The organism is Stappia albiluteola (genome assembly GCF_014050225.1).
Taxonomy (GTDB): Bacteria; Pseudomonadota; Alphaproteobacteria; order Rhizobiales; family Stappiaceae; genus Hongsoonwoonella; species Hongsoonwoonella albiluteola.
In genome coordinates this window covers 22,454-36,059 of the sequence record NZ_JACFXV010000043.1, presented here as the reverse complement: position 1 = coordinate 36,059, position 13,606 = coordinate 22,454, and the positions used below count along the sequence as shown (strand labels likewise).

Genomic DNA, 13,606 nt, shown 5'->3' with positions numbered 1-13,606 from the left:
GCATTAACGATGCATTAACCAAAATTTTCTGCCGAAGGACTGGACAGAATCCGCGAATACGATTCAAATGAATTCGATTCGAACGTGCGGCGTGCATCGGATCGGCAGCAAAATCGACACATCGGGGGCCATGGCGATGGCGCGGGCATTTGTTGCCACCGCGTCCGCGCGTCGATTCGCGGACTTCATAAGAAAGCATCGGGGGCGATCGTCCCTGACGGCGCATATCCGGCTGCTCACGCAGCCGGCCTATCATCGTCTCCTGACCGCGGAGCCCTTCTTCCGCGGCCTGATCCCGACGCTCAGCATCTTTTTCATCGCGACGCTCGCCGTCTACCGCGCCCTTTCGCTCTCCTACGCCTATCAGGAGGTGGACGCGCGCGCCCGCGACGAGCTGACGCTGGTTGCAACCGCCCTCTCCGCCCGCCTGTCCCTGTCCGAACAGACCCTGCCCGAGCAGGGGTTTGCCGACGCCCTGCAGGCCGCCCTGGCCGACAACCTGCCGCCCCGCGCCACCAGCGATGCCCGACAGATCTATGTCGCCGACACCAACGGAACCATTGTCGCAAGCGCTCCAATCCGTCCGGAAATCGAAGGTCGCCCATTGTCCGACCTTCTCGGGTTGGGCCAGCCGCTGACGGTCTTCGGCGAACGTGCCGGCGTCCTGCCGGTGAACGAAGGCACGGACGAGGCGGCCTATGCGACGGTGCATCATCTGGACGGCCGCCTCGGCATGGTCGCGATCCTGCAACCGGAAAGCGCGATCTTCGCGAGCTGGCGCGCGGATGTTTCGGCCAACGTGACGCTCTTCGTCGGCACGGCGGCTGTCCTGATTGTCCTGATCTATGCCTTCTTCGCCCAGGCGACACGCGCCGAACAGGCCGACCTGATCTATGGCGCCGCGCGCGGTCGGATCGACGCTGCTCTCACTCGCGGCCGTTGCGGCCTGTTCGACTGGGACCTTTCGCGCGGCCGGATCTTCTGGTCGTCCTCTCTCTATGAAATGCTCGGCATGAAGCCGCGCGACGACATTCTCGGCTTTTCCGAGATTTCCGCCCTCGTCCACCCCGACGACGTCGACCTTTATCGCCTCGCGGAACACCTGCTGGAGACCGGCGAAAGCACGGTCGACCAGATGTTCCGCATGCGCCATGCCAACGGGGAATGGGTGTGGCTCAGGGCGCGCGCCGAGGTGCACAGCGAGCCGGGCCTGAGCGAGCCGCACCTGATCGGCATCTGCATCGACGTGACCGAACAGAAGCTTCTGGCCGAGCAGAGCCGCACGGCGGATCTTCGCCTGCGCGACGCGATCGAGACGATTTCGGAAGCCTTCGTGCTGTGGGATTCCGAAAACCGCCTGGTGATGTGCAATTCGAACTACCAGACGCTGCACAATCTGCCGAATACCGTGATCAAGCCCGGCACCGCCTATGCCTCCGTCATGTCCGCCGCGCGCCAGCCCGTCGTCAACGCAAGCCCGACGATCGGCACGGAAGCGAACGACCCTTCGGCGAGCTACGAGGCGCAACTGGAGGATGGCCGCTGGCTGCAGATTTCCGAGCGCCGCACCAAGGACGGCGGCTTCGTCTCGGTCGGAACGGACATCACCGCGCTGAAGCGCCACGAAGAAAAGCTGATGGAAAGCGAGCGGCGCCAGATCGCCACGATCGCAGACCTGCGTCAGTCACGCCAGAAGCTCGAAGTCCAGGCACAGCAGCTCGTCGAACTGGCTGAGAAATACGCAGAGGAAAAGACGCGCGCCGAGGACGCCAACCGCGCCAAGTCGGAATTCCTGGCCAATATCTCGCACGAGTTGCGCACGCCGCTGAACGCCATCATCGGCTTCTCGGAAATCATGAACCAGGGAATGTTCGGCTCGCTCGGCTCGGGCAAGTACGAGGAATATTGCCGCGACATTCATGAAAGCGGCCGCTACCTGCTGAACGTCATCAACGACATCCTCGACATGTCGAAGATCGAAGCCGGCCGCATGGAGCTGAAGAGCGAGGAAGTAGACGTCGGCAAGATCGTGGAAGACGTCACCCGCATCATTTCCGCGACCGCCAAGGAAAAGCAGATCACGGTGGAAGCCAATGCCGGCATCGATTTGCATGTGTCCGGCGATCGCCGCGCGATCAAGCAGATCCTGATCAACCTGCTCGCCAATGGCGTGAAGTTCACGCCGGACAATGGCCGCGTCACCCTGAACGCCGCGCGCGGCACCGACTGGCTGGAAATCTCCGTCACCGACACCGGCATCGGCATCGCCCGCGAGCATATCCCGATGCTTGCGCAGCCCTTCGTCCAGGTCGAGAACCAGATGACCAAGACGCACAAGGGGTCCGGCCTTGGCCTGGCCATTGCCCGCTCGCTGACGGAACTGCATGGCGGCTCGATGCGCATCGATTCGGAAGTGGGCGTGGGCACCACGGTCGTCATCCGCCTGCCCGTCAACGGTCCGACAGTTCACTGACTGTCGGGTTTCACCTCGCCCGCCAGCCGCTCGAAAGTGGCCCGCACCCGGCCCTGCGTTTCGCGCAGCAGCGCTTCCAGCCGGCTGAAATCCGGCTCCGAGCTTGCCCGCAGCAGAAGATCGATCACGCCGCGCGGCGCCGTCTCGGCCTTGAAGCCGCCCTCCCAAGCAAGACGCAGCACCTGCGTCAATGCATGATACAGGCGGATGGCGGGAATGAGGACTTCCGCATCCGCCGCGGACAGCACACCCGCCTCCGCCGCCTTGCCGAGTGCCGTTTCCGTGTTCTGGTTCAGGATGTCGGGATGGCTTGCGGAATGGACGAGCTGCAGGTACTGGGCAACGAATTCGATATCCACCATGCCGCCGGCGACCTGTTTCAGGTCCCAGATGTCGCTCGTGCCCTTTTCCGCCTCGATCCGCGCGCGCATCGAGGCAACCTCGCGGCCGATCGTCTTTTCCTCACGCGCAGCGCAAAGGGTTTTCTCGATGGACGTCTCGATCCTCTTGCGGAAATCGTCGGAAGTCGCGGCGATGACCCGCGCCCGCGTCAGCGCCATGTGTTCCCAGGTCCAGGCCCGGCTCTTCTGATAGTCCTCGAAGGAGGAAAGCCTCGTCGCGAGCGGACCGGCATTGCCTGACGGCCGCAGGCGGAAATCGACTTCGTAGAGCTGCCCTTCGGCCGTGGGTGCCGAGAGGGCCGTCACGAGCCGCTGCGTCAGGCGGATATAATACTGGCTCGCCTCCAAGGGCCTCGCCCCGTCGGTCTTCGGGGTCTCCTCATCAAAATCGTAGAGGAGGATCAGGTCGAGGTCGGACGCCGACGTCATTTCCCGCCCGCCGAGCTTGCCCATGGCGAGGATCGCGAAGTCGCCGCCCGCAAGCCGCCCGTGGGACTCGGCCACATGCTCGACGACATGGACGGACAGGCGCTGGACGATGACCTCGGCCAGGCGGGCCAGCGCATGCCCCATCTGATGGGCATTCAGGGTGTCGGAAATCAGCCTCAGGCCGATCAAGAATTTCTGCTCCTGCGCGAAGATGCGCGCCCGGTCCAGCGCTTCCTCGTAGAAGCGCGCGAGTGACAGGGTGCGGTCGAGGCCGGCTTCGAAATCGGCCGCGCGAGGCATGGCGTCGAAAAAGGCCGGGTCGAGCACCGCATCCAGCACATGCACCCGGCGCGACACCACTTCCGCCATGCGCGGTGCTGCCCCCATCACCGTCGCCATCAGTTGCAGAAGCTGCGGGTTCGACTTGAGCAGGGAAAAGAGCTGCACACCCGCCGGCAGCTTCGACAGGAAACCGTCGAAGGCAATCAGCGCCTGATCGGCATTGTCGGTCCTGGCCAGAGCGTCGATGAGAAGCGGATGCAGCTCCGTCAGTCTTTCGCGAGCCTTGGTGGATCTTACGGCCGGATAGCGGCCGAAATGCCAGGCCTTGATGATGCGGCAAGCATCGACTGGCCGCTTGAAGCCCAGACGGCCCAGCGTCTCCAGCGTATCCGGGTCGTCGTCGTCTCCGGTAAAGACAAGATTGCCGAGTTCCGACGCGAGTTCCGGCTCATCCTCGAACAAGGCCGCATAATGGCGCTGCACCGTCGTCAGTTGCCGCCGCATGTCCTTTTCGAATGCCGCACGCTCCCGATAGCCCATCAGATAGGCGATCCGCGCGAGGCCCGCCTCGTCCTCCGGCAGGCTGTGCGTCTGTTCGTCATTCACCATCTGAATGCGATGCTCGACCGCTCGCAGGAACCGGTAGGCGTCGGTGAGTTCGGCGCGCGCATCTTCCTCGATCCAGCCGAGGCGGGTGAGCGTGGCCAGCGTATCCAGCGTGCGGCGGCCCCGCAGTTCCGGAATCCGCCCGCCGGCGATGAGCTGCTGCGTCTGGGCGAAGAACTCCACTTCGCGAATGCCGCCGCGGCCTAGCTTCACGTTGTGGCCGGCAACCGCGACCCTGCCGTGGCCCTTGTGCGCATGGATCTGGCGCTTGATCGAATGGACATCCGCGATCGCCGCATAATCCAGATATTTGCGCCAGATGAAGGGCGCGATCTCCTTCAGGAAGCTCTCGCCGGCCACGATATCGCCGGCGCAGGCCCTGGCCTTGATCAACGCCGCGCGTTCCCAGTTCTGTCCGAGGCTTTCGTAGTAGACGAAGGCCGCCGGCACCGACATGGCCAGCGGCGTGGCGCCCGGATCCGGCCTCAATCTCAGGTCGGTACGAAAGACATAGCCGTCCGCCGTGCGGTCGCTCAGGATTTTCACCACCCTCTTCGTCAGCCGCACGAATTCGACCGGCGCCTCGGCGGCGCCGGCAAGCGGTGCCTTGTGCGGGTCGTAGAGCGCGATCAGGTCGATATCGGAGGAATAATTCAGCTCCAGCGCGCCGTATTTGCCCATGGCGAGCACGATGAAGCCGGAGCCGAATTCCGGCTCATCCTCCTTCACCGGCACGAAACGCCCCCGCGCCGCGAGGTCGCGAAGGCAGAAGCGGATTGCAGCCGTCAGTGCCGCGTCGGCGAAGCGGCTCAGCGCGCCCGTTATCTCGTCGAGATCGAGGACGCCGCCGATGTCGGCGAGGCCGAGGGTGAGCGCCAGGTCCTTCTTGAGGTTGCGCAAGCCGGTCATCAGGCTGGCTTCGTCGGCGGGAGCCAGATCCCTCGCCGCCTCGATCAAACCCGCAACGCGCCGGCGCGGATCGCCGCGCAGGATTTCGGCAAGGCGATCCTTGTCGATCAGGCCAAGATCGCGCAGATAAGGTGCATTGGCGAAGATACCCGACAGCAGGCGGCGAACGGCTTCGTCCTCGAAGGGCGCCCCCTCCAGATCTTCCAGCACGCTTGCCGCGGCGGCCTCGTCCACCGGCTTCGGGTAAACGCTCGCCAGCGCTGCGAGCCCCTGCCCTTCGCCTTGCGGCACCTCACCAGCCATCACACTTCCCCCGCTTGCCGCTACTATATCGTCAGTTAGCGCCCGCCTCCTCGACAGGCAGGCGCAATTCGGCCCGAAGGCCCGGTGCTGCGTCGCCAAGCTCCAGGCTGCCGCCATGCAGCCTCGCAACGGCCTGAACCAGGCTGAGGCCGAGGCCGGAGCCCGGCTCCGACCGGCTCGCCTCCAGACGCACGAAGCGCCGTGCCGCCCGCTCCCGGTCGGTCTCGGCGATCCCGGCGCCTGTATCGCTGACCGAGAGCACTGCCGTATCGCCTTCGCGCCTGACCGCAATGGCCACTTTCGCGCTGCCTGTCGCCGGGTCCTTTCCGTATTTCAAGGCATTTTCGACCAGATTGACCAGCGCCTGTGCCAGAAGTTCCCGATTTCCCTTTGCCGTCAAGGGCTGAACTTCTCCAAGGGAGAGCGTGGAGCCTTCGTGCTCGGCAAGTGGCTCGTAAAGCTCGGCGATTTCCCCGGTCAGTTCCTTGAGGTCGATCGTCGTCATTTCCGCATCCGACGAGCCCGCCTCGACGCGGGCGATGCGAAGCAGCGCGTCGAAGGTGCGGATCAGGTGGTCGCAGTCCTCGATCGCCGATTCCAGCGTACTGCGATACACCGCCTTGTCGTGGTCGGCGCCCTCGCGCAGCGCGCCCTCCAGCCGGTTGCGCATGCGTGTCAGCGGCGTCTTGAGGTCATGGGCGATATTGTCGGAAACATCCTTGAGGCCGTAAAGCAGCGCCTCGATCTTTTCCAGCATGGCGTTCAGGCCGGTCGCCAGCCGGTCGAATTCGTCGCCGCTGCCGTCGACCGGCAGCCGCTCGCTCAGGTCGCCATTTATGATGCGCCGCCCGGTTGCCGACATGGCGTCGATGCGTTTCAGCACCCGGCGACTGACGAAGATCCAGGTGACGAAACCCAGAATGACGAGAATGACCAGCCAGTACCGCAGGGACTCCGCCAATACGACGCGGAAGAATTGCTGCTCTGCCAGGTCGCGGCCGACCAGCACGCGAAAGCCGCCCTTGATCTCGAAGACGCGCACCAGCGCCTCGAGGCGGGCATTGTCGTCGATGCGGCTGTAGTCGATGCGCTGGAGCTGTCCGTTCGCCCCGGCCATCGCGTCGGCCGAAATTCCCTGGATGTTGCCGGCAAGCGCGTTGCCGGCAAAATCCGTTACCAGATAGAGGCTGGCTCCCGGCCGGCGCGACAGGGCATCGACCACGCCGACGAGCCGGCGGATGCCGCCTGCGCGGTACTGTTCGGCAAGCCCGGAAATTTCCGCATCCACCGTTTCCACGATCTGGTCGCGCATGGCGGAGGCCGTTTCCTGCGCGATATAGACCAGAAGCACGCCGGAGGCGATCGTCAGCACGCCGAGATAGATAACGGCAAGCTTGAAGGCGGTGGTTCGGAAAAACTTACCGAGCGAGGTCACGGATCGAGTATCCCGCCCCGCGAATGGTGTGAAGCAGCGGACGGTCGAAATCCTTGTCGATCTTCGATCTCAGGCGGGAGATATGCACGTCGATGACGTTGGTCTGCGGATCGAAATGATATTCCCAGACGTTTTCCAGGAGCATCGTCCGCGTCACGACCTGCCCGGCATTCTGCATCAGATATTCGAGCAGCTTGAATTCGCGCGGCTGCAGCGGGATCTCCTTGCCCGCCCGCTCGACAGTATGGCTCAGCCGGTCGAGCGTCAGGTCGCCCACCTTGTAGGAGGTTTCCAGCCCCGCCTGGCGCGGGCGGCGGCCCAGCGCCTCGACGCGCGCGAGAAGTTCGGAAAAGGCATAGGGTTTCGGCAGGTAGTCGTCGCCGCCGGCGCGCAGCCCCGTCACCCGGTCGTCCACCTGGCCAAGGGCCGAGAGGATCAGCACCGGCGTGTGGTTGCCGTCCTTGCGCAGCGCCGAAACGACGGAAAGCCCGTCGCGGCGCGGCAGCATCCGGTCGATCACAAGGACGTCGTAGTCGCTGCTGGCTGCGAGAGCATAGCCTTCTTCGCCGTCCGCCGCCTGGTCGACGACATGGCCGGCCTCCTTCAGCGCCTTGGCGAGATAGGCGGCAGCTTCGCGGTCATCTTCAACAATGAGAATGCGCATGACAATCTTCGGCTGTGCTTATCGACGGAAAGGACCGGCGGTTTGCAGTCCCGCCGGTCCAAAACATAGGATGGAACTATAGTTCAGGGCTCGGACCTGTAAAACTGTAACGGCGCGATTCCCCAGCGGGGGCGAATTGAGAACCGCGCCGCCAGTTTTGCCTCAGGCCTTTTCGACAGGCAGCGCGACGAAGCGCACTGTCTGATCGGACTTGACCCTCAGCAGCACCGCTTTCCGGCCTTTCTCCGAGGCAGCGACGACGGCTTCGGCCACGTCACCCGGTGTTTCGACGGCCTCGCCGGCGACTTCAAGAATCACGTCGCCAGCCTTCAAGCCCTTTTCCGCGGCCGGTCCGTCGGGATCGACCTCCGTTACGACCACGCCTTCGTCACCGGCGCCGGCGCTCTTTGCGGAGGCGAGCTCGACGCCGAGGCTTTCGACAACGGCCGTATCCTTGCCGGTCGGGCTGACTTCGGCGGCAGCCTTGCGCGTTTCCGGCAGCTTGCCGAGCGTGACTTCGACATCCTTTTCCTCGCCGTCGCGCCAGATGGTCACGTCGACCTTGGTGTCGGGCGCATAGCCGGCAATCATCTTGGCAAGCTCGCGCGGGCCTTCGACCTCCTTGCCGTCCACCTTCAGGATGGTATCGCCGGAGCGGATGCCGGCGGCGATCGCCGGGCTGTCCGCCTGAGGTTCGGCGACGATCGCACCCTTGGCAGCCTTCAGCCCGATGCTGTCGGCAATGTCCTGCGACACGGGCTGGATCTGCACGCCCAGCCAGCCGCGCACCACGGTGCCGTCATCACGCAGGTCGGCCACGATGGTCCTGGCTGTGGATGCGGGGATGGCGAACGCAATACCCACATTGCCACCCGACGGCGAGAAGATCGCCGCGTTGACGCCGATCACCTGGCCATTGACGTTGAAGGCCGGGCCGCCGGAATTGCCGCGATTGACCGGCGCATCGATCTGGATGAAATCGTCATAGGGTCCGGCGCCGATGTCGCGGCCGCGGGCCGAAACGATACCGGCCGTCACCGAGCCGCCGAGACCGAACGGATTGCCGATCGCGACGACCCATTCGCCGACCGCCGGTGCGTCGTCCGCAAATTCCACGTAGGTGAATGTGCGTTCCGCGTCGACCTTCAGCAGGGCGAGATCGCTGCGCTCGTCGGAGCCGATCAGCTTGGCGTCGTATTCGGTACCGTCATCCATGACGACCGTGAATTCCTCGCCGTGCGAGACCACGTGCTCGTTGGTGACGAGATAGCCGTCGTCGGAAATGAAGAAGCCGGAACCCTGCGACTGGCCATAGCGCTTCGGTGCGCGCTTGTTCTGCTGCTGGCCCTGGTTGCCGTCCTCGCCGAAGCGGCGGAAGAAGCGGTACAGCGGATGGTCCTTGGGAAGGTCCTCGAAGCCGGGCAGGCCGTCGAAGCCGTTGAACGACATCGCCTCGGGCTGGGCTTCGGTCTTCACGCGCACGCTGACGACGGCCGGCTGCACGGCGGAAACCACGGCCGAGAAGTTGGCGGGCGCAGGCGCTTCCACATGAACGGGATCGGCAAGCGCGAAACCCTGCGGAGCGATCGTCTGCGCGGTGAAGGCACCGGCGAGGCCAAGCGCGACCGCGCTGCCGAGCAGGCGGGCCTTGCGGCGCTTGCGGAGGATTGCAGCCTGGTCATTGATGGTGTTCATGGATCGACTTCTCCAACAGGTCTTCGAAACAAAGACAGAATGAGGCAATGCCCGATTGGCGGTCACCGTGGAGGTCGGTTCGCATCGGACATCCCACATATGGGCCATTGCGCCTTACAGGCGCCTGTCGGAGGGATTAATCTTTTGTAATGTGGGCCAATCCCGCGGTGCTCAGCGCTCCTCGCGCGTCGCAATGGCGGCGCCCGCTTCCAGGGTGCGATGCACCGGGCATTTGTTCGCGATCTCTATCAGCCGCGCCCGGGTTGCGTCGTCCAGATCGCCTTCCAGGCGGATGACCCTTTCGAAACGGTCGATCTTGCCGCCACGCTCCCGCAGCTCTTGCGCGCACTCGGCGCAATCCTCGGCGTGAACCTTGCCGTGGCGCACGGCGACCGACACCCGATCGAGCGGCATATCCTTGCGTTCGGCATACATGCGCAGCGTCATCGCCGTGCAGGCGCCGAGCGCGGTGGAGAGGAACTCGTAAGGCGACGGCCCCGAGCCTAACCCGCCCACGCCGGTGGGCTCATCGGCGATGAGCCGGTGCGGTCCGGCAAGTACCATGGCCTGATAGCGGCCAAGACCGGTCTCGCGCACCTCGATGCCGTCCTCCGGCGCGCCGTCCGCCGCCTCATCGCCGGCTTCCTCGATATAGCGCGACGCCCAGGCGGCGATGACATCGGCCGCATAGGCAGCGTCCTTCGGATCGCTCAGCAGATGATCGGCATGATCCAGCGATACGAAACTCTTCGGGTGCTTTGCCGCGACGAAAATCTTCGTGGCATTGTCGATGCCGACCGTTTCGTCGAGTGGAGCATGCAGCAGCAAGAGCGCCTTGCGCAGGCCTGCCGCGCGGCTTGAGACGTCGTGCTCCTTCAGGTCGTCGATGAACTGCTTCTCAATGGTGAAACTGCGCCCGGCAAGCTGCACCTCCGCCTTGCCGTCGGCAGAGATTTCGTCGAGGCGGGCATGGAAATTATGGGTCACGTGTTCCGCATCGGCCGGCGCGCCAATGGTGGCAACCGCCCTGACCTCCGGCAGGTCGGCCGCCACCGAAATCACCGCCGCACCGCCCAGCGAATGCCCGATCAGCAGCGACGGCGCTTCGTATTGCTCCCGCAGATAGTCCGCCGCGCGGCGCAGGTCTTCCAGATTGGAGGAGAAGTTGGTCGACGAGAAATCGCCTCCCGATCCGCCAAGCCCGGTGAAGTCGAAACGCAGGACGGCAATGCCGCGCCTCGTCAGCGCTTCGGCGATATGGCGTGCGGCCGAGACATCCTTCGAACAGGTAAAGCAGTGGGCAAACAGCGCATAGGCCGTCACCGGTCCTGTCGGCAGGTCGAGCCGGGCGGCAAGCTCAGCGTCTCTCGCCCCTTCAAACTTCAGTCTGATCGGCCGGACGCTCATGCTTTCCTCCTGCTTTTCTCGATTCCAAGGTCGCGCGGACGGCAACCGGTCAGCCGTCTTTCAGCAATCGCTCCAGTTCCGCCTTCTCGTCCGCCGTCAGCGGAGCCGGCTTTTCGGCGACGGAGCCTTCCCCTTGCCGGCGTCGCCAGGCGATATAGGCGGCAATTGCGCCTCCGATCAGCGCCATTGGCGCACCTGCCCACAGGATCAGCGTATGAAGCCCGAAACGGGGTTTCAAAAGCACGAATTCGCCATAGCGGGCAACAAGATAGTCCATCACTTCCGCATCGCTGTCGCCGGCCACCAGCCTCTCGCGCACCAGCACCCGCAGATCCCTGGCAAGCGGCGCGTCGGAATCGTCGATCGACTGGTTCTGGCAGACCATGCAGCGCAGTTCGGCCGAAATCGCCCGCGCGCGCCCTTCCAGCGCCGGATCGTCGAGAACCTCGTCCGGCTGTACCGCGTGGGCCGCTGTTGCGAGGAAAAGCGTTGAAACGACGATGGTCAGGATCCGGCGAAGGGCCATGCCCGCTCTCCTCATTCGGCCGGCACGGGCTGCGCGCGGCCGGATTTCGGCGCGCCCACCCTCAGGCGCCGGTCGCTCAGCGACACCACTCCGCCCGCCGCCATCACCAGCGTGCCGAGCCAGATCAGCGTCACCAGCGGCTTGTAATAGGCGCGCATGTCCACGCCGCCATCGTTACGCACCTCGCCGACGGAGAGATAGAGCTGGGAGAAGCCGTAGGTCGCGATCGCTGATTCAGTAGTCGGCTGCTGGCGCGCCGGATAGACGCGCTTTGCCGGGTCGAGCTCGCTCACAAGCGTACCGCCATGCCTCACTTCCAGATGCGCGACGTCTTCCACGTAGTTCGGCCCGCGCCGCGGCGCGATGCCCCGGAAGGTCAGGTCGTATCCGGATATCGTCATCGTTTCGCCGGGCTTGAGCGTGCGGATCGCCTCCGTCTGGAACGCGGTCGCCGCCACGATCCCGAGCACGCTGACGCCCAGTCCGGCATGGCCCAGCACCGTACCCCAAGCGGAACGCGGCAGGCCGGCAAGCCGCCTGATTCCGGTAGCGAGGCCGACGTCCCGGAACCGCGCGCGGCTGAGGATTTCCGAAAGCGAGCCCGCGATCACCCAGAAGGCGAGTCCGATCCCGAGCGCCGCAAGCACGTGCTCGACGCCCTGCGACCAGGCGACGACGAGCACGGCGCCGATCGCCACCGCGAAGGCCGCCCAAAGCCGTTGGGCCACCGCCAGCAGGTCGCCCCGCTTCCAGGCGAGGAACTGGCCGAAGGGCACGACCATCAGCAACGGCACCATGATCGGCCCGAACGTCAGGTTAAAGAAGGGCGGGCCGACCGAGATCTTGTCGTTGGCCAGCGCTTCCAGCGCCAGCGGATAGAGCGTGCCGACGAAGACGGCCACGCAGGCGGCCGTCAGAAGCAGGTTGTTGAGGACGAGCGCCCCTTCCCGGCTGACCGGGGCGAAGATGCCGCCCTGCTTCAGCGCCGGCGCGCGCCAGGCGTAGAGTGCCAGCGAACCGCCGATGAAGACGCAGAGGATGGCGAGGATGAATACGCCCCGCGCCGGATCCGTGGCGAAGGCATGCACGCTCGTCAGCACGCCGGAGCGCACGAGGAAGGTACCAAGCAGCGACAGCGAAAAGGTGAGGATCGCCAGAAGCACGGTCCAAATCTTCAGCGCGCTGCGCTTTTCCATCACCAGGGCCGAGTGCAGCAGAGCCGTGCCGGCAAGCCAGGGCATGAAGGAGGCGTTTTCGACCGGATCCCAGAACCACCAGCCGCCCCAGCCGAGTTCGTAATAGGCCCAGTAGGAGCCCATGGAGATGCCAAGCGTGAGGAACAGCCAGGCCAGCAGCGCCCAGGGCCTGACCCAGCGCGCCCAGGCGGCATCGAGCCTGCCGAGGATCAGCGCCGCCACGGCGAAGGCGAAGGTGATGGAGAAGCCGACATAGCCGAGATAAAGCAGCGGCGGATGGATGGCGAGGCCGAGATCCTGCAGGATCGGATTGAGGTCCTGCCCTTCCGCCGGCGCCGGCAGCAGCCGCAGGAACGGGTTGGAGGTGGCGAGAATGAAGGCCAGGAAGGCCGCCGTGATCCACGCCTGTACGCCGAGCGTCGCCGCCTTCAGCACATCCGGGATATTGCGCCCGAACGCCGCCACCAGCGATCCGAAGAAGACGAGGATCAGCACCCACAGCAGCATGGAGCCTTCATGATTGCCCCACACGCCGCTGATCTTGTAGACGAGCGGCTTTGCCGAATGCGAATTCTCAAAGACGTTGACCACGGAAAAGTCGGAAGAAAGATAGGCAGCCGTCAGCGCCGCGAAGGAAAGGCCGACGAGCAGGAACAGCATGCCCGACACGGGGGCGGCCGTCGCCATCAGCCGGTTGTCCGCCTTCAGCGCCCCGTAGACCGGGACCACGGACTGCACCAGCGACAGCACGAAGGCCAGCACCAGTGCGTAGTGGCCGATTTCAACGATCATCGCTTATCTCCGCCGCCCGGTTCCGCTGCGCCGGGGCGCCCTCACTTCGGCTTTTCCTCGCCCTGCCATACGCCCTTGTCCTTTAGCGCGTCGGCGACTTCTTTCGGCATATAGGTCTCGTCGTGCTTGGCCAGCACCTTGTCGGCGTGGAAAATCCCGTCCTGCCCGATCACGCCTTCGGCAACCACGCCCTGTCCCTCGCGGAACAGATCCGGCAGCAGGCCGACATAGGTGACCGGCACGCTGGCCTCCAGGTCGGTCACCTTGAAGCTCACCCGGGCATTGTCGCCGCGCGTGACCGAGCCTTCCTCCACCAGCCCGCCAAGGCGAATGCGGCTTCCTTCCGGTATCGTCCTTGCGACGATGTCGGTCGGGCTCTGGAAGAACACGATCTGGTCGTTCAGCGCATAGAGGATCAGGCCGGCTGCCAGGGCCAGCACCACACCGGCCGAACCGATAAGCGTCAGGCGTCTTTGCTTGCGTGTCAT

At 64.7% G+C, this 13,606-nt stretch carries 9 protein-coding genes; 1 reads left to right on the top strand and 8 read right to left on the bottom strand.

Going from position 1 to position 13,606, the window contains the following annotated elements; genetic code table 11:
* Positions 1 to 136: 136 nt before the first annotated feature.
* Positions 137 to 2,473, top strand: a complete 2,337-nt coding sequence (locus H2509_RS04525) for a PAS domain-containing sensor histidine kinase (RefSeq protein WP_182162752.1) — start codon at positions 137 to 139, stop codon at positions 2,471 to 2,473.
* On the opposite strand, the gene H2509_RS04520 is transcribed toward H2509_RS04525, so the two are convergent.
* From H2509_RS04520 to ccmE, 8 genes are all read right to left on the bottom strand, one after another.
* Positions 2,467 to 5,403 carry a bifunctional [glutamine synthetase] adenylyltransferase/[glutamine synthetase]-adenylyl-L-tyrosine phosphorylase gene (locus H2509_RS04520; protein ID WP_182162750.1) on the bottom strand — a complete coding sequence of 979 codons (2,937 nt, stop codon included), beginning with the start codon at positions 5,401 to 5,403 and terminating at the stop codon, positions 2,467 to 2,469. The genes H2509_RS04525 and H2509_RS04520 overlap by 7 nt on opposite strands.
* A gap of 31 nt (positions 5,404 to 5,434) precedes the next feature.
* Positions 5,435 to 6,838 (bottom strand): sensor histidine kinase, encoded by a 1,404-nt coding sequence (locus H2509_RS20930; RefSeq protein ID WP_182162748.1) that lies wholly within the window; start codon positions 6,836 to 6,838, stop codon positions 5,435 to 5,437.
* Entirely contained in the window at positions 6,822 to 7,502 is a 681-nt protein-coding gene (locus tag H2509_RS04510) for a response regulator transcription factor (protein ID WP_182162746.1), read from the bottom strand. Before H2509_RS04510 ends, H2509_RS20930 begins: the two co-directional genes overlap by 17 nt.
* Positions 7,503 to 7,664: 162 nt before the next feature.
* Positions 7,665 to 9,197, bottom strand: a complete 1,533-nt coding sequence (locus H2509_RS04505) for a Do family serine endopeptidase (protein ID WP_182162744.1) — start codon at positions 9,195 to 9,197, stop codon at positions 7,665 to 7,667.
* 171 nt (positions 9,198 to 9,368) lie between these two features.
* On the bottom strand, positions 9,369 to 10,604 hold the full coding sequence (locus H2509_RS04500; protein ID WP_182162742.1) for a bifunctional alpha/beta hydrolase/OsmC family protein: 1,236 nt from the start codon (positions 10,602 to 10,604) through the stop codon (positions 9,369 to 9,371).
* A gap of 49 nt (positions 10,605 to 10,653) precedes the next feature.
* Positions 10,654 to 11,130, bottom strand: coding sequence for a cytochrome c-type biogenesis protein (locus tag H2509_RS04495; RefSeq protein WP_235974690.1), 477 nt, complete (start codon positions 11,128 to 11,130; stop codon positions 10,654 to 10,656).
* Between the two features lie 11 nt (positions 11,131 to 11,141).
* Positions 11,142 to 13,118 (bottom strand): heme lyase CcmF/NrfE family subunit, encoded by a 1,977-nt coding sequence (locus tag H2509_RS04490; protein ID WP_182162738.1) that lies wholly within the window; start codon positions 13,116 to 13,118, stop codon positions 11,142 to 11,144.
* 41 nt (positions 13,119 to 13,159) lie between these two features.
* Positions 13,160 to 13,606 (bottom strand): cytochrome c maturation protein CcmE, encoded by a 447-nt coding sequence (gene ccmE / locus H2509_RS04485; protein WP_182162736.1) that lies wholly within the window; start codon positions 13,604 to 13,606, stop codon positions 13,160 to 13,162.